Here is a 20,035-nt window from a genome sequence, read left to right as displayed (position 1 = left end):
GCGCTTGAAGAAGAACACGGTCGTGCCGCGTTCGCCCTTGCGCACCTGCCAGCCGCGGTCGGAGGCTTGCTTATACGAGCAGAATCGTGGGTCACCGCCAAGCGCGAACGACGTCATAGCGAGCACCAGAACATTGATGCCGTGGTAGGGACGGCCGGTCGTGGCATTGATCGGCATGCCAGGTGAACCACTCTTCCACGGTTGGCGCCATGGCCGTGTGCCGGCTTCTAATGCGGCGATGATCTGATCCGTCACCTCCTGATAGTGGTCACGGCGATCAGTGAAGGGCTTTCCACTACGGTGCTTTAACATCGGGGGGGCTCCAGGGTTCTGTTTCAACCCCTTCTCCAGCCCGCGTGTCGTCCGTCGGTGCAAAGGCGCGCGCTTGCGCGGGACCGCAGGCGCTTGCGCCGAGGACCCACCCTTTGGCGCCGAGCGGACGACCCGCGGTAGGCCCTTCTATGACTCTTCGCTGGTCCCCATCGCCGGAAGTGTCGTCGTGTCTTTGCTCAAGTTGGAGGCGACAGCCGCTTTGAGTTGGCCAGGCGGCATCTTACTGGATTTCAACATGGCACCCCCAGCCCGAAACACGGATGAGCTCCTCCTCGGTGGTGAAGACGGTGAACTCCCCGTCCAACACCCATTCGCCCTCCTCATCCCGCTCACCATCGACGATGACACCCTCGAGAGACTGAAGGCTTGCATCCGTCGTTTCCACGTAGACGAACGTGTCGGTGAGACTGTTGCCAGTGAGGGGATGGCGGACACGTCGCTGTGTCTTGGCGGGTAGCCGCAAGAACGCGTTAGTCAGGCGCTCGATCGTCACCTCACGCTCGATCACCGATGACATGCTGGCTGGATCATCGAGATGGACGGCACTGACCAACTCGCGCAGCTTTCCCAGAAATAGGGAGGCGGCTTGCTTTGGCGGCCAAGGTTGCCAGGGCTGCAATCCGGCGAGGCGCGGGAGAGGGTCCGGCATGATGGGCGCCAGCCGGATGCCGAGTGTGGCGCCAATATCCTCGCGCGACCACCCGGCCACGTGGTAGGCTTCAGACGCTGCCGCCAGATGGTCCGCCCGTTTATGCAGCAGGTAATCGTCTGCTGACCACTCGGGCAGCTCATACCGTTTGGCGATGACCTGGCGTAGCCGGGATGTCAAAGATTCAAAGTCGGCACCGAGATGGGGTTTGAGTGGCGAGATCGGATCAAAGCCGAGCAAGCCCTCGTCGGCGTCGTGCAGTAATTCGCGTAACGCCTCGCCTGGCGTCAGCGCCTGGTAGGGCTGCATTTGCTGGCGGAGCACCAACACCAGCAGGCTGTGCTGGGTCACCGACATCGGCAAATCCCAGACGGAGTGCCCACCCCAGCGGTATGTGCGGGATAGGCCGACCGCAAGGTCCAGGTCCGTCCAGTCATCCGGCTGCGGATTGATCAAGTTGAGACGTCGGCCAGAGCTCAACCTGACCCACGCACGATCGGGCTTCATATTGCGGTCCTCCGCTTGAGAACAACATTCCAGTCTTTTGCGCCATCGCTCGGCAGCAGGCGGCTCACCTTAACGCGAAATGGCGCCGCCATGTCCGCTAGCCGGCGCGCATAAGCATGGCCAGCCGCGTCGTCGTCTGTGGCGATGACGATCTCAGCAGCCTCTCTCGCCGACAGCCTTCGCAGCAAGCCCTCAAGGGTGGCGATCGTTCCCGGCCCCATGCCGCCGGCAGTGGCGACATAGAGCGTGTCGGCCCGGAGCCGCTCGATGGCCGCCACGCTCATGGCGTCGATAGGTGCCTCGGCCACGACCAGGCGGCGAGTGGGCACGGTGCTAGTCGGGAGCCATCCCGGCAATTGGAACAGCGTCTTTTCACCCCCCGGACTGAAGCCGCGGTAGTCGGGGCCGCGCATTTCGATCCCCGTCATCTGGCCGTCGGTGTTCCGATGGGCGAACCATGCGCTGGCACAGGGTCCCTCCCGCAAGATGCCAGCACTGATCGCAGCTGCCACCACTGGGGTCGGCAACCGGCGCACCTCGGTCAGATATCGCCACGTTGGCGACCCCCAGCGGGGGAGACGTCGTCGATCCCATCGCGCGGTGAACGGCACATCCGGCTTCTGCCGGCCCCGTGCGGGTTCGTGCGCCGGGAAAGATGGGGCCAGGCCGATGAACGGCCGGAGCACCTGGCGAATCTCACCAAAGTTCAGACCCGGATCCAGAAATTTCACCAGGCTGAAGATGTCGCCCTTGGCGGTGCTGCCAGGGTCCCACCAACCACGACCCTCGTGAGTAATCAGCAGGACCTCGCCAGCGCCCCGTCGATATTTGAGACACCGACGGGTGCTTTCCTTTTTGTCCAGACGCCACGGCGGCGGCAGTCTTTCCAGCAGCACAGCACAACTCACGCCAGCCCTCATTTGTTCCAGTTCCGCGTCTTGGCTCCTCATTGCCCATATTCCTTTCCTGAGAATACAGGCCGGGGATCGCTCAGCCTGCTCGGGACAAGGGCGCCTGCGGCGCAGGCGGGAGCCTTGGCGACGCACCCTTGTGGCGAGCAAGGCGCCAGCGATATCGGCATTCTTTGTCATCCTCTCTGGCCCTTCCGGGCCTAGTCAAAAGAGGATTGGGGCGAAACGGCGGTGCTCGCGCAAAAATTTATCCGCTGTCCACGACAGTCCAGAGGCCACTCGAGCGAGGGGCGGGTAGGGAGCCCACCTGGAGGTGCCGGATTGGAGCAGCCGCATGCGAGTTCGATGTGGTGAGAAGGGGCGTGGAGACAAATGGCATTGGTGAGGGGTGTCGCCGAGGCCGATCATTGAGGCCGCCACACGGAAAGGCAGAGCCACCATCTATTCGCGCCCCGCCCACCTGCCTGGATCCAAGCGGCGCCCACAATTTAATCATCGGGTAACCGCGTTAACGCATGCTCACGCAAGCATGGAAATGACCCTCCCTACCTACCAATCGAGGTTTGTCGCTGGGCGGGCCGCGGCGAAGCTTGAGCGCCGAGCTATCCGTCGTCGCCCCATGTTTACGCAGGCGTTCTTCGACCTGGAACCAGATGTCCGCCGACGCCTCGCCATGCGGATCGGGCTGACGGATCCATGCGCCGAATTGGCACTGACTGACCTTGAGGCGGCTGCCCTTTGGATCGAGACCGCTAGGCAACTGGATAGGATCAACAACCTCCAACAGCAAACCTGGCGAGCCTGGCGCAGAATTCGAGCGGAGCGCTGAAAGCAAGACCCGCCAGACTATGGTGGATGTCTGCCACCCCCTTTTTATCCGTCACAGTCGGCGCCTGCCGCTGGCGCACGAGCTAATCAACCCATTGCAGAACATCCGGCGTTTTGCCTCGGGACGCGGCCGGACCTCACGTCGCGCACCATCGTGAGGGCCGAGCGCTGACGCGGCATTGTGGCGGTGGATGTGAGCGATCGCCGCTGACTGGGCGCGCAGAAAGTGTGAGACTTCATCCGGCCTCTGCTCTCATCAACAATTCTCCTTTGAACTGCAACCAACATCTTGCTCATCGCAACCGGCGGTAGCCATTTTTGATCAACGTTGCATGCTCAGCATCGACTGTCTCTTTGTGCGGTGAACCGCTTGTATGCGTCGACACAGGATGTGGGCGGAGCAACGAACTAGGAACGATTCCCGTGGCCGATTTGATGCTTTCAAATTGTGACTAACGGTTTGGCGGAACGAGCCCTTGCGCTTTTCAGTCCTTTATCGCAGCTCAACCCAGAACGCTCTCGTCAAGAATCGCGCAGCTCGTATATAGGCGGTCAGACGATCGCTGAAGATCGCGCATGGAGATCGAATAAAATGGCGAAGACGGACACACCCACCGCAAGGTCGCCACGCGGCGCCAAGCCGGTGATGCAGGCTTTTATGGCAAAGCTCGAGACAATTCCCGAGGCAACCCGAACGGCGGTTGCTCGCGCAGCAGTCGCCATGGTCATGGCAGAGCTAAAGTCACAGCGCGACAAGGCCAAGGCGACCGCAGCGAAGGACAAAGCCCGCAAGTTGGCCGCGAAGCCAGCCAAGGCTGTTCCCGCAGCAAAGGCGACAACGACCAAGACGCCAGCCAAGGCATCCAAGACCGCCAAGCCGACGAAGGCCATGGTCGGGCGCAAGCCACGCGCCACCAAAGTGGCGGCTGCAGAGAAGATGACCGCCAAGGCCACGAAGCCGAGTTCGGTTAAGATCCCGAAACTGACGAAGGCGGCCGTCAAGAAGCCGACGCGCGGACGGAAGGCCGCAACCCCTGCACCCGAGCCTACGACCGAAGGTGATGTCACAACCGCGATTTAATCGCGGACAAGATGCACCAACCGGCACGGACGAATTGGTTCGCCCGTGCCGGTCGCTGTCGAGGTGTTGCGCTAAATCGCCGCCTTGAGTTCCTTGGCCGCCCGGAAAGCGATCTTGCGGCTGGCTTTGATCTGCACCGCCTCGCCAGTCGCTGGGTTCCGACCCATCCGTGCCGGCCGGTCCTTGACCTCGATAATGCCGAGACCTGCAATCCGCACGCGATCGCCCGCTTTGAGATGGCTGACGACCCGGTCGAACACATCTGTCAGGATGGCCTGCGCGTCTTTGTTGGTCGTCGCATGCTGTTCACTGAAGGCGGTCGCCATCTGCTTGAGGGTGACGGTCTGAGCCTTCACCGGAGCGACAACCTTTGCTGATTTGGCATTAACCGCAGTCTTTGCCGGGACCTTTGTTGCTGCGGTAGCTTTGGGGCTGGGTTTGCTGACCGCAGACGCCTTGGTGGCGGGTGATGGAGCTTTTGCTGTTGCGACTCGGGCCATGTAGTGGTGCTCCTATTCTCTGGCCGGCCTCCATATCACTGCGTTTTTGAACATGCGAGGCCGGATTCCCTCTTTCTTGAAGCATTTGGCCGCTTATCCATTGCGGCGAGCTCCTGTCGAAATAATGCCCGGGGGTTGGCATGGCGCGCGAGCCGCGGAAACGTTTGGCTGTTCGACTTTAGGCAAACGCGTTTCCGATGGGCGACGTTGCGAGCTCACCAAATGCCGGACCTTTCGTGCCTCCAATGCCGCCGCCGGCTCTATTGGGCCCAGCGAGCTTGCGCCCCTCGGAATCCCAGCATGGTGGTCGAGTTGCTCTCCTCGACGCCATGTAGCGCTTGGCTCTCCACATCGCCTCTGCCTTAATGTTCGCGGTGGAGAACGTCGTTCGGCACCGAGTTCCGCGGGAGGGTGATGCGCTATATAGCCACGATCGGCCGCCCTCTGCCGGTGACTTCATGCTGCTGTCCGCGACACCGACGCTGCTTGGCTTTCGCCGGGCGCTATTTCCCGGAGGTGGCGTTGCCTGATGATACTGGTGCTGGCCCGCTAGCGCGCGACAAGTCGGTGGGACGCGTTGGTAGCCGAGGCGTCCTTCCCATCGGCGTGCTGTCGCAAGGTCGCAAGCGCCTAGACACGCGATCAAATTTAAGCTGAACCGGCACTAAAGCGTTACTGCGTGCCTCACAGGGGTAGGGGCCACATCTCTGGTCACGCGGCTGACAAGCCGTATCGACCGAGGTCGGTTGGATCTAGCACACATGGTGTCGCTGACAGACCATGATGGGTCGGCTGCACCACTCGCTGCCGCGAATCGATCGGCTCGGTGAGATGCATCGCAGTCCCGGCTCGGCGCGGCAAACCTCGTCTCTCTGAGCGTGGGCGCCATCTTCGGTGGAGGCCTGTTCTCGCTGACGCGGTATGTCTGGTGCTGAAGCACGGCGTGGCTGTGGGATGCTGAGTTTTCAGCTCATCTGTCACCATTGGCCCCCCGACGTTGTGCCGGCTTGGCTTATTCAGGCCGTCCGAGGACGCCGCGCACGCGCGTAAGGATATCTGACATGTCTTGGCTGCTATCGCCGGGACGGATCAGAGCCGCTGCCACTGTGGCTTCGGCGAGCCGCTCGACCGCGGCGATGAGTTCTGGAATGCCGGGTTGGCCGCCGCCACGCTGGGCAGCCTCCAGCTCATGGTCGGCAGGTTCGACTGAGCTTTCGGGCTCCGCGGATGGCGCACCCTCCGGGGATGCAGCAGCTGCGACGGCATCAAGAAGGGAAAACTGGTCACGCTCGAGGCCCATAGGACATTCTCATCAACATTCTCGGCGAGCGGGGGCGCTACCGTTCTGACAGCCATGGCGCACAATCGGATGCCCATCAAGCGAAGATCCGAACAGCAGCCATCACCTCTGGATTGCTGCAAAGCCTGTGGATCAGACCCGGGCGATCCTCGAGTTGACCATGCCGTGTCGAGACGACCGACCCGGGACTTTCCTGTCCACGGCTAGCGACGCTCCACCTGTCGCACTCGTCTGCGATTGCGCGTTGCCCGACGGTCGCAGCCTGCTGATAATGAGACGGCGCGGATGCTCGTCAAGCGGGGCTGCGGGTGTCGGAGCAAGGCGCGTGGATCTCCGCATGTTGCAACTGGATCGATGTATCTCCGACGGCGCACAGTGTAGACTTCTGCAAGGGTCTGGGTTCGGCGAAATAGCTGGCATAAGCCGGCTCGCTTGCTTGGCGGAAGGTGGCGATCAGCGATAGCCTGCCGCCTGCAGCTCGAACAACTCGGCATACCGCCCGCCTTGCGCCACCAACTCCGCATGCGTCCCACTCGCCTCCACCCTGCCACCGGCCACCACCAGAATCTGGTCGGCCATCCGGACGGAGGAGAAGCGATGGGAGATCAGGACGGCAGTGCGGCTGGCGCTCAGCGCCTTGAAGCGCTCAAACACCTCGAACTCCGCGCGGGCGTCCAGGGCCGCGGTCGGTTCGTCCAGGATCAGCACTGCCGCGTCTCGCATATAGGCGCGTGCCAGCGCCACCTTTTGCCACTCACCCCCGGATAGCTCCACGCCGCCACGAAAGCGCCGTCCGACCATCTGGTCGTAACCGCCCGGCAGCCGGCCGATCACCTCGTCGGCGCGTCCACTGGCGGCGGCCTGCTCAATCTTGCCACGGTCTGCGCGCTGCTCGATCCGGCCGACGGCGATGTTGTCGGACGCACTCAGGTCATAGCGCACGAAGTCCTGGAAGATCACGCCAATACCGGCGCGTACGCTGTCCAGGTCGTAAGCTCGTAGGTCGTGGCCATCCACCAGGATGCGACCTTCGTCCGGGTCGTACAGCCGGGTCAGCAGCTTCACCAGCGTGGTCTTGCCGGCGCCGTTCTCCCCCACCAACGCCAGCACCCGCCCGGTCTCCAGGCGAAAGCTCAAATGACGCATCGCCCATGCTGGTGCGTCCGGGTAGCGAAAGCCGACGTTTTGAAACTCTATCCCGCTGGCCAAGTTCGCCGGGAACGGCAGTCCGTTAGGTGGCGAGACAATGGCGGCACGTACGTCCAGGAACGAAAACAGATCCTGTAGATACAGCGCTTGACTGGCCAGCGACGACAGCCCAGCCAGGACGCCCGCCAGCAGCCCGCGCAGCCGCAGGAACGACGCCGCGAGGAAGGTCAAGTCGCCTACCGTCAGGCCGCCTTCGACCGCACGCCAAGCCAGGTAGGCATAGGCCGCGTAGTAGCCCACGGTGCCCAGCGCCGCCAGCGATGCGCCCGATGCGGCCCGGCGCGATGCAAATGCCGCGTTCTCTCGCTGCATCCCCACCGCCAATTCGCGGTATCGGCCGATCAGGAAGCCGTGCAGGCCAAACAGCTTTACCTCTTTCGCGGTGGCCGTGCTGGCGCCGGTCTGCCGCAGGTAATCCAATTCTCGTCTATCGGTGGTGCGTTTGACGTTGATCGAATAGGCCAGGCGGTTAAACCGCACCTCGCCGACAAAGGCCGGCACCAGGGCTGCCGCCAGTAACAGGATCAGCCAGGGTGTGTAGGCGGCAATCCCGGCGGCAAAGCCTGCCAAGGTGACCAGGTCCTGCGCTTGGCCCAGCAGCAGGCTGACCAGGCCAGAGCGGCCGCTGGCCTGCCGCCGGGCACGATCGAGCTTGTCCTGGGTCTCGCTGTCCTCGAAATCCCGCAAGTCCAGCGTTGCGGCGTGGTGCATCAGTCGTAGGCTGGTTTCGTCGCTGAACCGGTCGGATAGCAACTGGTCCAGCAGCGCTACTGCCCGGCCGAGTGCATCCGCCAGCAACGCCAGCACCAACTCTGCACCCAGGAGCAGGCCCAGCCTCCATAGGTCGCCCGTCGGCTCTGGCAGCCGGGACCGGCGCACCACCTCGTCGATGATCAGCTTGCCGACGAACAGCGTGGCGATGGGCAGCATCGCGCGGACAAGGCGCAAGCCCGCGGTCGCCAGCGTCAGTGCAGCGCTGGTGCGCCAGATCATGGCAATGAAGGGTGGCAAGGTGCGCAGCGCGCCCAGCCTGTCCCGGATCGAGGGGCGGCTCATCCCCATCTCACCGCCTGCCCACGAGCCTGCACGCTGGCCGCATACAAGTCATCTGGGTTGATCGGCACACAATCCACAGATACGCCGCAGTTCCAGACTGGCCTCGCCGAACTCTGCCCTGTGATCAGTGCCAACTTTAGGTGTTCACGCGGATGCCAGTCCCGCAGGTGGGTAGTATGTTAATCGCGATGTACTCCTCGCCCATTGGAACCTGATGGACACGTCAAGCGCAGCCGTCGGCTTTCGCAGGTGGCGGTAGTCACTGGCGATGGTAGCTGAATCCATTGACCTGGATCAGGTCGTTCGCCGGGGTGTCGCCGGGAACCAGCGTGTAGAGCTCCCTGGAGGGGCTCGGCGACGACAAGGGTAGTGCCCCCATTATGATGCCGACCCCTCCAGGAACCTCCACGCATGCACCATGCAAGGCCTGCCCGTCGCTGCTCTTCACGACATAAGGCGTCTGGAACAGACCGCCCGGGGTGGAGCTGAACATGTCCCAAATGGATCCTGAACCAAAATCCAGGTGCTCCGCGGGTTTGCCCAGATTATCCAACCGATAGCTTACCCATGCGCCCGAGAGCGCCGAGCAGTCGGCACCGTAGGCCGTCGCTGGAGCGAGGGAAGCGACACAAACTGCAAAAACGATAACGCGGGCGAAAGTCATGGAAGCCTCACAGACCGGCCAGATCGTAGGGCAAACGCATGGGCACGGGGATAGTTTGGCTGGGTCCCGGTCGCCAGGCCATTCCCCACTCACCTGACGCGAAGCCCGCCACTTTGGGATGAACGATCACGGTAGTGCCGCCGTCAGCCTTTGCTGAACGCAGCTGGTCAGCGTTCGATTCTAGCTAGCGGTTCGCAGCTTTGTTGGTGCCAACGTTCTCGTGCCACTCGATGGGACTACCGTTCCACGACGCCATCTGCTTGCCGGACCATTTGCGCCGGACGAAGACATGCAGGACATCACCTTGGGCCTCGACGTAGCCGGACTTGCCGTCTGTCAAACGCAAACTATTGGCCAGTGCCTCAGCCATGTCCGTCATATAGGTGTCCGCCTCAGCCATGCGCATGCCCCTCTTCAAACAGTTCTTGTAGGCGGATTTCCAGGATTGGACTACCCGCCGATCTGGTTGCGTTTGGTTCCGTGCTGGCGGAAGAGCCGATGGCGAATCGCTGAGCCAACGGCAGCGTTACCAGGAAACTAGAAATGCCCGGGAATTGCGACGGCTATAACCAACCACGGTCGCGAAATCCTTGGAGATCGACACCTGCAGGTGCGAACCAACCACCAGTCCGATACTTCGCCCCAAGCTGCAATGCTGCTTCCTTGTTACCGAAGGGAATGCGAAGCTCGGTGTCTGATGCCGGTTTTGCCAAATCGGATTGTATCGTGGCTTTTGGCCGTTTGAGGCTGCTGCCCGACTTATTCAAACCCTTCGTTACGCCGGGGGTTTGGTCGGCCTTGCTGCTTGGCGCGGACCGACCGATGTGTCTTACGCGCTTGCGTCGCGTGGAACCATGATCGGCGACCTCCGACGCCTGTGGTGCGTCCTCCTGGGACTCCGGGACGCCGATTGACTTCGATCTTGTAGAACCGGAGAAAGTTGTGATGCGTTTTTGTGTTGGTCGCTTCTCTCCAGAACGTGTGGTGGCTTGAGGACGGACGTTTTGGCTTTTTGAAACTTGGAGAAGAGCTGAAGACGATGCCGAGCCGGCTGCATGCGTGAGACACCGGATGATACGGCTTGCCTGGCTACAAACTGCATCGATAGCGCCCGTCAGTTCTTGACGTCCAACAAGTATGTCGTCCAGTGCCTGTTCCATTTGAGCCGTGACCCCGGGGTCTACCAAGGCTGGATCAGCGTCCTTTAGAATACCGAAAAGGCACAATCCGAGATCTGTCGGCACGATATGCTTACCATCGGATACGAGGAAATCCTGCGCCTTGAGACCACGCAGAATCTCGGCGCGGGTTGCGGGCGTGCCGATGCCTTTGGCCTCTTTCAGGCGCTCTCGCAATGCGTCGTCTTCAACGAAACGCCACGCGTTCTGCATGGCATCAATCAACGTCCCCTCATTATAGCGCGGCGGAGGTCGGGTCTCTTTGGACTCTACCGCTGGATCTTGAAGCTGTGCCGTTTCGCCGTCGCGAAGTATGGGGAGGGTTTGCGCGTCGTCCCCACGCTCATCCGCCGGCTGCCACTCAGGGAAGGCGGCACGCCAACCGAGCTCAATGGGCTGACGTCCAGCAGCACGGAAGACATGCCCCGCCACGTCGAGCGTCACCGTGGTTTGCCGATATCGAAAGTCCGGCATCAAAGCGGCCAAGTAGGATCGCGCCACGACATCGAACAATCGCCTTTCATCGGATGTCAAGCGGGGCCAGGCCTCACGTAGCCCCTCGACCGTATTGACGTTCGGTATGACAGCGTGATGGCTCGCACCAGCCAGGGCACGATCACTGAATGTGCCGCTGGAACCGCGGCGAATGACAGGTGGATCTGGAACTGGGACAGCATTGTAAGTGCGCCCGGCCCGAAGTGCCGCCACGATGCGAGGCGCATCTCCAATCAGACTTTCCGGTAAATAGCGGGTCTCGGCTCTGGGATAGGTGATGATCTTCTTGCCGGTACCATCATAGAGCTCTTGCGCAATCTCCAAGGTCTTGGCCGCGGACCAATGGAAGCGTGAGCCGCAGAGTTTCTGCAGCGAGGGCAGGTCATGGAGCTTTGGCGGCCCCTGCCGTTTCTCCTCGACCGTGATCTTGAGGGGGCCAGCAAAGTCCTGCGCCGCGACGGCGACCGCGGCGGCGATTTCGCGTTTGACGATACGGTCCTTCGGTGCATATCGCATCCTGAACTTTCCACCCGGCACATGGGCCGTGGCGACAACCTCAAAATACGTCTCAGGCACGAACTGCCGGATCTCGAGCTCACGACGGCAGACGATCGCCAGGGTAGGAGTCTTCACCCGGCCGATGCCGATAACCGTTCGCGTGCCGCGACCAAGGGTGACCGTCGCCGTCCGGGTCAAGGACAGATTGTAGATCTGATCCGCCTGGCGTCGCGCCACTGCGGCCGCGTAGAGGCGGGCGTAGTCTCGGTTGGGTTTGGCCCTGGCAAAGGCATCTCGGATCGTCTGGGGGTCCTGCGCGGTAAACATCACCCGCATGACCTCACCACGAAACCGGAGATGCTCGAGGATCTCCTGGCCGATGAGCTGCCCTTCGCGGTCGCAATCGGTCGCCAACCAGACACGGTCGGCGGAGCGCAGGGCCTCCTTGATAGCCTTGAGTTTGGACGCCTTGTTACCCCCTGCAGCTGGGCGCGTGTCGTACAACCCGTCCGGCCGTAGCAAGATGGCGGTCCAGCGCTTCCAGGCCGGCACGGCGTCTTCGGGCTCCTGCAAGTCGAAGAGATGCCCTTCGGCCGGGAGGATACACCCGTAGCGGTTGCCGATGGCGGCACGGAGATCCCTGGCCTGGCTCGACTTTTCGGTGATGACGATCTGGACGGTCATGAGAAGGCCTGAGCCCGTATTCCCGTTTTGTTCCAAGTGAGTTATCGCTGATTTTGACTCTCACGGCAAGGCTTCCCGGCCACTCCTGCGGCGGCCCAACGCCGAGACGTGGTTGCCCATCGCCCCGATCGACCGAGGAGGCATAGAATGCGGCATGGCCGTCCCCATCCCCGCGCAAACCACACAGGCTGAGGCGATGGCCGGCCTTGTTGAGCGGGTGACGTTCCACAATTCCGACAACGGCTTCTGTGTCCTCAGGGTCAAAGCCCGAGGGCAGCGCGATTTGGTAACGGTGACCGCCCATGCCGCGACCATTGCTGCGGGAGAATGGGTGCAACTCAGTGGCAGCTGGGTCAACGACCGCACGCATGGGCTGCAATTCAAGGCCCACTTTCTAAAGGCGAGCCCCCCGACGACGCTTGAGGGTATCGAGCGGTATCTCGGCTCAGGGATGATCCGGGGAATCGGCCCGATCTATGCGAAACGACTGGTGCGTGCTTTAGGCGAGGCCGTGTTTGATCTGATCGAACAGGAGCCCACGCGGCTGCGTGAAGTGACCGGAATAGGCCCAAAGCGGGCCGCCAAGATCATCAAGGGGTGGGCCGAGCAGAAAATCATCCGCGAAATCATGCTGTTCCTGCATGCCAACGGGGTCGGGACCTCCCGGGCGGTCCGTATCTACAAGACCTACGGGGCTGATGCTGTTCAGATCATCACCGAAAACCCGTATCGTCTCGCGCGTGATATTCGCGGCATCGGCTTTCGCACAGCCGATCAAATCGCCAGCAAGCTCGGGATCGAGCCAACGGCGACGATCCGGGTCAGGGCGGGGATCCGCTACGCGCTCAGCGAGGCAGCGGATGAGGGCCATTGCGGTCTTCCCCTGGAGGATCTGACCACGCTCACGACCAAGCTGCTCGAGGTACCAGCCGAACTGATCGGCTCCGCGCTGGCCTTGGAACTCAGCAGCGGCGATGTCGTCGCTGACCAACTACAGGGCCGGCGGTGCATCTTCTTGGCGGGCCTTTACCGCGCCGAACAGGCCATCGCCGAGCGGTTGCAGACCCTTTGCGCCGGTCCTCTCGGCTGGCCAGACATCGACATAGCCAGGGCCATACCGTGGGTTGAGGCGAAAACTGGCTTGGCTCTTGCCCCGAGCCAAATCGAAGCCCTGCGTCTGGCGATGACGTCGAAGGTGCTGGTGATCACCGGCGGTCCCGGCGTGGGCAAGACGACCTTGGTCAACTCGATTCTGATGATCTTGCGGGCCAAGGGCGTTAACATCGCGCTCTGTGCGCCGACGGGCCGGGCGGCCAAGCGGCTCACCGAGAGCACGGGCCTGGAGGCGAAGACCATCCACCGTCTGCTCGAGACGGACCCGAAAACTGGCGGCTTCCGTCGTGGGCCGGAGCACCTTCTGCAATGCGACCTGCTGGTGGTCGACGAGGCCAGCATGGTTGACGTCTTGCTCATGCGCTCGCTGCTTGGCGCCGTTCCCGAAGCCGCTGCGGTCCTGATCGTCGGGGATGTCGACCAGCTGCCGTCCGTGGGACCCGGCCAAATGCTCAGCGACATCATTGGTTCTGAGAGGATTCACATCGTTCGGTTGACCGAGGTGTTTCGCCAAGCTGCAACGAGCCGGGTGATCGTGAACGCCCACCGCATCAACAGGGGACAAATGCCGGAGTTGAGCGCGGTAGAGGGTTCCGACTTCTATTTCGTCGAAGCGGCGGACCCAGAAGAGGCAGCCCGCAAAGTGGTCACGGTGGTCCGCGACAGGATCCCGCAACGGTTCGGTTTGGACCCGATCCGCGACATTCAGGTGCTTTGCCCGATGAATCGGGGTGCGGCTGGTGCCCGGTCGCTCAACGTGACGCTGCAGGCCGCGCTGAACCCGCCCAGCGACGTACGAGTGGAACGGTTTGGCTCGACGTATGGCGCCGGCGACAAAGTCATGCAGGTCGTCAACGACTACGACCGGGAGACCTTCAACGGCGATCTTGGGATTGTGACGAAGGTAGACCCGGAAGACAGCGAGGTGATCGTCAATTTTGACGGCCGAGACGTTTCGTACGGGTTCGGGGAGCTGGACGAGCTGTCATTGGCCTACGCCACCACGGTGCATAAGAGCCAAGGGTCAGAATATCCTGCCGTCGTCATCCCGATGACGACGCAGCATTTCCCCATGCTGGCGCGGAATCTACTGTATACCGGCATCACGCGCGGGAAGCGCTTGGTTGTAATCGTGGGGCAGCGCAAGGCTCTGGCAATCGCCGTGCGAAATCAAGGAGCGCGACAGCGTTGGTCGAAGCTGCCCGATTGGCTGACCTTAATACAGAATTGATGGCGCCGCGCGTTTAGATACAGTCCAGTGCCGAAGGCGAGTCCAATTCTTCTCGAGAACAGCACATTGGTTTGAAGCCATCATCTGCCTTGCTTGGAATGTTCCGTATCCCTATCGAAAGTCAGGTGCCGTAGGGAATGCTGTGGCTGACCTCGACATCCAATTACGCATGCCTTCTCGATGCTTCATCAAGGTTTGCGAGGCGGCCGGCATCTATCGTGGATTTTCTTCCACCCATTGTTAGATTCTACAGCCTCGCGGAGCGTGAGCCAGTACTCGTTGGGATCAACTCGATCGTCAGGAGGTGGCGGACCAGATTCAAGCTCAGCCAGACATCGCCTTCGAGAAGCTCGTGTCGAACCAAGCGCGAGGAGACGGCTATAAACCTCGCAGACATAGGCAAATAGCTCTCTCTTGTGGAAATCAATCTCAAGCAGCCAATCTCGACCACGAATCCGCGGAAGGCCAATTGTCTCTCGCTTACAATTATGGAAAACATGTGCCGCCTCATGAACCACAAAGTCTTCAAGTCGGTCATTGCAGCGGAAATACTCTGTGGATACATAGCACGTGGTCCCCTCACTCAATCCCACAAGCTTGGGTGCCTGCTCAGACAGTGTCTCAGCGCCACAACTCAGCAAATAGAGGTTTGCCAGATCCCAAGCCGTCGAAAGGAAGCGCGTCTCCGATATGACGGACACGGCATTGTCTGACGACAGGAAGACGACGGAGCGACTGAACATGTCCATCAGAACAGGCCGCTCATTCACCGGGAAAAGACCGCGAACCATGGGAGTGATCTTCTCCCTGGCAAAGGCAGCGACGTCGAGATGAGCAACTTGTTCTGGGGTGCTGGCATGCGGCGTACGGCCGATGACCTCTTTGATGAGGGCGTTCCGTAGGGCTCCACTGCCGCACTGTGCACGAGCAATAATGCAATCGCCAGGCCATGCATAGGACAGCGTGTCGCTCTCGCCGGTCGCAAGATAATGCGAAATCTGATCTTGCGGAGAGTTCAAAGGAAAATCTCCTGACGACAGTCGGCATTTCACCCGGGGCGTCGTACACTCAATCGGCATGGCCGCGCCTCGTCAAGGGCATGGTGCATGCCTTGAACTGAAGACTGTGGGCAAGGATAGCGGAAGACGTTATGGCATCCAGCAAAGCTTTAACCGCGGCAAATCTTGAATCGCTCGGGGCCAAGCGCCTTGCCGACCTCCTCGTAGAGCTCAGTGCTGGCGATACAGCCATAAAGCGTCGTCTTCGGCTGGCTCTGGCTGGAAACGCAGGATCCGCTGAGGCCGCGCGTGAAATCAGCAAGCGGTTGGCAAGCATCGCCCGTGCAAAGAGCTATATCGATTGGCAAAAGGTCAAGCCGCTCGTGGCTGAACTTGAGGGACAGCGCCGCGCTATCCTCGATTTGGTGGCGCCGACCGATCCTCGTGAAGCGTTCGAGCTACTCTGGCAGTTCGTAAAATGTGCTGAGCCGGTGTACGGCCGCAGTGACGACGGCAGCGGCCGTCTCGGCGCTGTCTTCCAGGTCGCTGCCCAAGACCTTGGGCCAGTGGCCAAAGCGGCCGACCTGGACCCGATGGATCTCGCTCGGCGGGCTTTTCAGGCGCTGAGCGAAGCCCACTATGGGGAGTGGGATACGCTGGTTCCCAGCCTGGCGCCACAGCTCGGTGCTGCGGGTCTTCGTGCCTTGCAAAAGCAGATGGCGGCGTGGAAGGCCGAGCCGGCCAAGACACCGCCGGAGCACGAACGACGTGTCATAGGTTGGTCAAGTTCGGGCAAGATCTACGAGGACGAGCTGCAGACGAGCCACCGCCGGAACACCACGAGATTCGTCCTTCAGGAGATCGCCGACGCGCTTGGCGACGTTGATGGGTATATTGCGCAGTTCGATCAAAGCGCCAGAAAAGCTCCCGCTGTAGCCGCGGGCATTGCAAAGCGTCTTCTTGAGGCAGGCCGGCCGAGCGAGGCATGGGGCGCGCTAGAAGCCGTTGATCCCGCAAGGCGCTTCGGGATTACGACAGAATGGGAAGACGTACGCCTTGACACTTTCGAGGCGCTTGGTCGCGGTGAAGACGCGCAGGCGTTTCGGTGGGAGCGCTTCCTCGCAACGCTCAATGCGTCTCATCTTCGCGCTTACCTCCGAAAGCTGCCCGACTTCGAGGACATCGAAGCCGAGGAGCGCGCCTTGGCGCACGGTCTCAACTACCGAGACGTCCACCAAGCCTTGTCCTTCCTGGTGAGTTGGCCGGAGCTGAGGCTGGCCGCCCAGTTAGTGCTGACCCGTCCGAAGGAACTGAATGGAGACTTCTACGAGTTGCTGACCTCGGCCGCAGATACGCTCGAGGAGAAGCACCCGCTCGCCGCGACCTTGCTTCGCCGGGCAATGATCGATTTCACGCTCAGCAAGGCCCGTTTGACGCGCTACAAGCACGCCGCGCGCCATTTTGTCGAGTGCGCGAACCTCGCTGAGCACCTCGGAGACTTTGGCGATGTGGCGAATCACACCGATTATGAGTCGGCTTTGCAAGCTGCTCACGGCCGCAAATCGGGTTTCTGGCAAGAGGTAAAAGCCTTCAAATCTTGAGGTGAGAAGCTGGCTTAAGATCGCTAGCCTCAAATCGGCTGCTGATAGATCGAAGCTGCCCGGCAGCCAATGTTGCCAATCTGATAATCCAACAACGATAATCGTATGTGCAGAGTCAAATGCATTCCCAGCCAAGTTCGGTAGGGTTCAATGCGGCCGCCAAGGCTGCACTACTCAGCCCGAGGGACAAATACTTCTGTCATCGCTTACGCACCTCCGTGTTGTGCCTCGGCCCTTTAGAGCAAAAGACGTGTCAGCCCTGGTCGGTGATCGGCGTCGGGCTCATGCAGGATACCCGATAGCGCGGTGTTGGCGTGAGGACTGCCTCTTACCCACGGCGCAACATCGCGTCGATGTGGGCTCGATGCTTCGATTGCGGGTTGACTGGACGAGGCCGAGCACCCGACCGGCGGCGGGCAGACGGCTTTATTTCAAATTCGGCGGTCTGGTCGGAGCGCTGCCGCCGAAATAGATCTCTCGTGTCAGAGGGTCGGCCCGCAGCGCTGCGCCCGTGCCGGAGAGAACAACGCGGGCGCGTTGCATGACATAGCCCCGGTCGGCGATACGCAGAGCCGCCTCCGCATCCTGCTCCACCAGGACGATGGACAGGCCCGTCGCGTCGCGCAGTGCGACGAGCGATCGGAAGATCTGCCGGATCACCAATGGAGCCAGCCCGAGGGACGGCTCGTCCAGCAGCAAGCAGGTTGGGCGCGACATCAAACCTCGACCAACCGCGACCATTTGCTGCTGTCCGCCCGAGAGCGTTCCAGCGCGTTGCGCCATGCGGCGGCCCAGATCGGGAAACAAGGCGTAGCACTTATCGAGCTCGCCCTGAATTTCGCCTTTCACGGCCTTACGATGCCAATGCAAGGCACCGAGACGCAGATTCTCAGCGACGGTCAGGTCGGCAAATAAATGACGCCCTTCCGGCACCAACACCACGCCGCGGCGGATCATCTGGTGGGCCCGCATCCGGGTGACGTCCACGCCGCCGAAACTGATCGACCCGGCATTCGGCAGCATCATCCCGGCCAGGCTGCGCATCAGCGTGGTTTTGCCGACGCCGTTCGAGCCGACGATGGTGACGATCTCCCGGCGGCCCACTTGGACCGAAACATTATCGAGCGCCGTGACCGCACCGTAGCGCACGACCAAGTTGGAGGCCTCAAGCATCGAACGCTTCATCGTCGGGGACGCCGAGATAGGCCTCAATCACCGCCGGGTTGGTGCGAATGTCGGCCGGGGAGCCCTCGGCGATCTTGCGGCCGAAATCCAGCACGGCAATTCGGTCGCTGATGCTCATGACCAGGGGCATGGCGTGTTCGACCAGCAAGACGGTGACGCCGCTGTCGCGGATGGCTCGGATTAGAGTGCCAAGTGCGTCCGTCTCGGCGTCATTCAACCCGGCGGCGGGTTCATCGAGCAGGAGCAGCTTGGGGTGCATCGCGATGGCGCGTGCCAGTTCGACTCGGCGTTGCAATCCATAGGCCAGTTCGCCCGCGCGTTTGTTGGCCAGGGCGGCTAGATCGGTTTGCACCAATGCCTCGATTGCGGCCTGGCGGATGCGAGCTTCCTCGTGCCGTTGCTTGGGCAAGCGCAGGATTGCACCCAGGATGCCGCTGCGGCCCAGTAGGTGCGCGCCGGTCATGACGTTCTCGATCACGGTGGCGTCGGGAACGAGTTGGACGTGCTGGAATGTGCGGGCCATTTCCAGCCGTGCGCGGCGGTGCGGCGACAATGCCTGGATGGGTTGGCCGTCGAACGACACTTCCCCCATGTCGGGCCGCAAGAGGCCGGAGATCATGTTGAAGGTAGTGGTCTTGCCCGCCCCATTGGGGCCGATCAAGGCGAAGATCTCGCCCCGCGCCACCTCGAAGCTCACGTGGTCTAGCGCCTGTACGCCGCCGAAGCTCTTTGCAATATTGCGTAGGGCTAACATCAGCGCCGGCGCTCTAGCATGCGGGCGAGGGAGGGAACGATACCGCCGGGTAGCAGGATGATGGCGAGTAGGATGACGGCCGCGTAGAGGACCGGCTGGTAGAGCGGGTAATTGCGCAAGGGTTCGTTGAGGAAGGTGAGAAGAATGCTGCCGAGAATGGCGCCGCGCAGATCGGTCACGCCGCCCAGGATGCACATCGCAATTGCGGTAATCGACACGTCCAGCGTGAAGGAATCAGGTCCGATATAGCCGATGAAGTGCCCGTAGAACGCGCCCGCCCCACCGCACAGCGCAGCCGAGATGGCGAAGGCGTCACTTTTGAACCGGGCAACGTTAATACCGCATGCCTGTGCGCCCCACTCGCTCGCCTTCAGCATGTGCATCGCGCGGCCGTAGCGGGAGCGGACCAAGTTGTCGGAGGCCACGAGGGTCGCGAACCAGTAGGCCGTGAGGATGAGGACGAAGCCGTAGAGCGTGTCGATGCCGGGGATCGGCAGCTCCGGCTTTTGCATGCCGTAGAGCCCGTTGAAGCCGCCCGTCAGCGACTCCCAATGCAAGGCCACCTCATAAACAACTTGGGTGAATGCCAGCGTGATCAGGCCCAGAAAATGCCCGCGCACGCGCAAAATGGGATAGCCGAGCGCATAGCCCGATGCGGCGGAGACGATGATTGCAACCACGAAGCCGACGGCGAACGGCATGTGCAGGTCGAGCGTCATCAGCACCGAGGCGTAGGCGCCGATTGCGAAGAACCCGGCCTGCGCCAGGGTTACCTGGCCGGCATGCCCGGTGCAGATCGTCGTGGCCATTGCGAGCACGCCGTAGATCAGCATGAAGCACAGGATCGTCAGCGCGTAGGCGTTGCCCTGCACCAGAAACCCGCCGACCACGGGCAGGGCCAGCCAGAACGCGAATTGCCGCATGCCCATTGGCGACTAACCCCGGCCGCCCAGTAAGCCGCCGGGTCGCACCACGATGACCAGCATGAGGATCGCGAACACGAAGAGGTTCTGGTATTCGGACGAGATGAGCCCGGCGATCAAAGTTTCCAGCACGCCGATGAACAGGCCCCCCAGCACCGCCGCCTGCGGCCGATCGATACCACCCAATACCGCCCCGGCAAAGCCTTTCAGCGAGAAGTTCAGGCCGATGAGCGGGTTGGCACTGACGATCGGCGCGATGATGGCGCCGGTGGCACCGCTGATCAGCGCGCTGAGCCCAAAGGCGTAGAGGCTGATGTAGTAGGGGTTTACGCCGATG

At 61.7% G+C, this 20,035-nt stretch carries 17 protein-coding genes; 2 read left to right on the top strand and 15 right to left on the bottom strand.

The window, feature by feature from the left end; genetic code table 11:
- From GSQ76_RS31875 to GSQ76_RS15650, 10 genes are all read right to left on the bottom strand, one after another.
- Positions 1-312 (bottom strand): ArdC-like ssDNA-binding domain-containing protein (locus GSQ76_RS31875; RefSeq protein ID WP_254070434.1); only part of this gene is annotated, 312 nt, incomplete at its 3' end.
- Between the two features lie 241 nt (positions 313-553).
- On the bottom strand, positions 554-1,339 hold the full coding sequence (locus GSQ76_RS31150; RefSeq protein WP_216851084.1) for a hypothetical protein: 786 nt from the start codon (positions 1,337-1,339) through the stop codon (positions 554-556).
- Positions 1,340-1,485: 146 nt separating this feature from the next.
- The gene (locus GSQ76_RS15685) at positions 1,486-2,439 is read right to left on the bottom strand and encodes a DUF3991 and TOPRIM domain-containing protein (RefSeq protein WP_158744926.1); all 954 of its coding nucleotides are present in this window, start codon (positions 2,437-2,439) and stop codon (positions 1,486-1,488) included.
- Positions 2,440-3,780: 1,341 nt separating this feature from the next.
- Entirely contained in the window at positions 3,781-4,230 is a 450-nt protein-coding gene (locus GSQ76_RS15680; RefSeq protein WP_158744924.1) for a hypothetical protein, read from the bottom strand.
- 150 nt (positions 4,231-4,380) lie between these two features.
- A complete protein-coding gene (locus tag GSQ76_RS15675) occupies positions 4,381-4,809 on the bottom strand; it encodes an HU family DNA-binding protein (RefSeq protein ID WP_158744922.1) in 429 nt (142 codons plus the stop codon).
- A 1,012-nt stretch (positions 4,810-5,821) separates the two neighbouring features.
- Positions 5,822-6,109: a hypothetical protein gene (locus GSQ76_RS15670; protein ID WP_158744920.1), complete on the bottom strand. Its 288-nt coding sequence runs from the start codon at positions 6,107-6,109 to the stop codon at positions 5,822-5,824.
- A 453-nt stretch (positions 6,110-6,562) separates the two neighbouring features.
- Positions 6,563-8,374: an ABC transporter ATP-binding protein gene (locus tag GSQ76_RS15665; protein WP_254070433.1), complete on the bottom strand. Its 1,812-nt coding sequence runs from the start codon at positions 8,372-8,374 to the stop codon at positions 6,563-6,565.
- Positions 8,375-8,633: 259 nt separating this feature from the next.
- Positions 8,634-9,038, bottom strand: a complete 405-nt coding sequence (locus GSQ76_RS15660) for a hypothetical protein (RefSeq protein ID WP_158744917.1) — start codon at positions 9,036-9,038, stop codon at positions 8,634-8,636.
- Between the two features lie 184 nt (positions 9,039-9,222).
- On the bottom strand, positions 9,223-9,438 hold the full coding sequence (locus tag GSQ76_RS15655) for a hypothetical protein (RefSeq protein ID WP_158744915.1): 216 nt from the start codon (positions 9,436-9,438) through the stop codon (positions 9,223-9,225).
- A gap of 163 nt (positions 9,439-9,601) precedes the next feature.
- Positions 9,602-11,893 (bottom strand): type IA DNA topoisomerase, encoded by a 2,292-nt coding sequence (locus GSQ76_RS15650; RefSeq protein ID WP_158744913.1) that lies wholly within the window; start codon positions 11,891-11,893, stop codon positions 9,602-9,604.
- Positions 11,894-12,047: 154 nt separating this feature from the next.
- Between GSQ76_RS15650 and GSQ76_RS15645 the strand changes: the two genes are divergently transcribed.
- Positions 12,048-14,237, top strand: a complete 2,190-nt coding sequence (locus tag GSQ76_RS15645; protein WP_158744911.1) for an ATP-dependent RecD-like DNA helicase — start codon at positions 12,048-12,050, stop codon at positions 14,235-14,237.
- Between the two features lie 188 nt (positions 14,238-14,425).
- On the opposite strand, the gene GSQ76_RS15640 is transcribed toward GSQ76_RS15645, so the two are convergent.
- Positions 14,426-15,256, bottom strand: a complete 831-nt coding sequence (locus GSQ76_RS15640) for a hypothetical protein (protein ID WP_158744910.1) — start codon at positions 15,254-15,256, stop codon at positions 14,426-14,428.
- Positions 15,257-15,387: 131 nt separating this feature from the next.
- Between GSQ76_RS15640 and GSQ76_RS15635 the strand changes: the two genes are divergently transcribed.
- A complete protein-coding gene (locus tag GSQ76_RS15635; protein WP_158744908.1) occupies positions 15,388-16,836 on the top strand; it encodes a DUF6880 family protein in 1,449 nt (482 codons plus the stop codon).
- Between the two features lie 426 nt (positions 16,837-17,262).
- On the opposite strand, the gene GSQ76_RS15630 is transcribed toward GSQ76_RS15635, so the two are convergent.
- The 4 genes from GSQ76_RS15630 to GSQ76_RS15615 form a co-directional block, all read right to left on the bottom strand.
- Complete coding sequence (locus tag GSQ76_RS15630) at positions 17,263-18,009, bottom strand: ABC transporter ATP-binding protein (RefSeq protein WP_158744906.1); 747 nt, start codon at positions 18,007-18,009, stop codon at positions 17,263-17,265.
- Positions 18,002-18,775: an ABC transporter ATP-binding protein gene (locus tag GSQ76_RS15625; protein ID WP_174247361.1), complete on the bottom strand. Its 774-nt coding sequence runs from the start codon at positions 18,773-18,775 to the stop codon at positions 18,002-18,004. Before GSQ76_RS15625 ends, GSQ76_RS15630 begins: the two co-directional genes overlap by 8 nt.
- On the bottom strand, positions 18,775-19,698 hold the full coding sequence (locus GSQ76_RS15620) for a branched-chain amino acid ABC transporter permease (RefSeq protein WP_158744904.1): 924 nt from the start codon (positions 19,696-19,698) through the stop codon (positions 18,775-18,777). Before GSQ76_RS15620 ends, GSQ76_RS15625 begins: the two co-directional genes overlap by 1 nt.
- Before the next feature lie 12 nt (positions 19,699-19,710).
- The coding region (locus GSQ76_RS15615) for an ABC transporter permease subunit (protein WP_408836707.1) at positions 19,711-20,035 on the bottom strand (325 nt) is incomplete at its 5' end.

The sequence above is a fragment of the Acidisphaera sp. L21 genome (assembly GCF_009765685.1).
Taxonomy (GTDB): domain Bacteria; phylum Pseudomonadota; class Alphaproteobacteria; order Acetobacterales; family Acetobacteraceae; genus LMUY01.
This window is presented reverse-complemented; position numbering and strand designations above follow the sequence as displayed.